The sequence below is a fragment of the Psychrobacter sp. CAL346-MNA-CIBAN-0220 genome, from assembly GCF_040309805.1.
Lineage (GTDB): Bacteria > Pseudomonadota > Gammaproteobacteria > Pseudomonadales > Moraxellaceae > Psychrobacter.
In genome coordinates this window covers 1-1,249 of record NZ_JBEOPF010000024.1, presented here as the reverse complement: position 1 = coordinate 1,249, position 1,249 = coordinate 1, and the positions used below count along the sequence as shown (strand labels likewise).

The 1,249-nt window shown below is 36.7% G+C and carries 1 protein-coding gene and 1 pseudogene; both read left to right on the top strand.

The genetic code is table 11. The features are described 5' to 3' along the window. Positions 1–643 (top strand): RepB family plasmid replication initiator protein (locus tag AAEY88_RS12530; protein ID WP_350562904.1); only part of this gene is annotated, 643 nt, incomplete at its 5' end. Between the two features lie 120 nt (positions 644–763). Next, positions 764–1,249, top strand: a pseudogene (locus tag AAEY88_RS12525) (N-6 DNA methylase); the annotation flags it as partial.

The following is a 1,249-nucleotide window of genomic DNA, read 5'->3' as shown; positions in this document are numbered from 1 at the left end:
CAACATCATGGCTAGAATAATTTTTCATGCTGATATTATTCCGTATATTAGCGAGTTACGACAGCATTTCACTCAATTAAAACTTGATGAAATGGCAGGTTTTAGCAGTTTTTATAGCTTTAGAATTTACATTATGATGATGCAATGGCGTGATACAGGGTTTGTTGTATCTACCCTTGCTGCTTTTAGAGAAATGCTTGATTTAACAGATAAGTATGAGGCAGTAAAAGACCTTAGAAAGCGCGTCCTAGACGTTGCGATTGATGAAATTAACGAAAAATCACTTTATATGGCTAGTTATAGTTTGACAGATAAAAATGGTAAATCGGGTAGAGGCTTTAAGCTCACGCATTTAAAAATAAAATTCAAGCCAAAGGCGAAGGCCATCAAGAGCAAGGCTGAGGGTAAAACAGAACGTGACGCTAATACAGCAGATATGTTTACGGTTGATGGACTAAACGATAAGCAGTTAGGGCGTATTGCTCGCAATCCTGCTTTTATGGCGGAATACAATCATTTAGTAACCCCTACTAGCCCAGCTGGACAGTCGCAGCAAGGATGGGAGTTTGAAATGGTTAATCGTCTTAAAAAAGATGCATCACAGTTTAGTAAACGTCCAATTAGAAGTTATTTAGAATACTAGAGCTAGCTCTATTAACCCCATCCTACACAGCACATAGAGACTATGAACATTAGTATTGTAGGTCGCTCTTAGATTTTGGTAGAGTGACGCACCTCCGTCTAACTTGATAAAAGAGATCAAATGAAAAACGAACGTATTACTGAGGGTCTTGTTAGAGACCTTCTTAGAGATAATAAGTATTACGATGAAGATAATAATATTTTTATTGAAGAACAAAAATCTCAAATTAAAAAGGTGCAAACCCTACTAAAGACTGCTAGCAAAGCTTGTACAGGAAAAGCTGGTTATCCTGAATTTATCATTAACTGGGATGTCGATACTAACTTTCTAATTGTCGTAGAGTGTAAGGCAGAAGTAAAATACCATGCTAGTGCTAGCCTTAATAAGCCCAAAGACTATGCGGTAGATGGTGTCTTGCATTACGCTAAATTTTTATCCAAAAATTTTACTGTTCTGGCTATAGCTGTTAGTGGCATGAATGAGTCGGAACTAAAAATAAGTAATTACTTATTTCCTTGTGGTGCTGATACGCATAAAACTTTAACAAACGAAAAGGGGATGGTGGTTGATACAATTCTATCCTTTGATGATTATTACCGACTATCA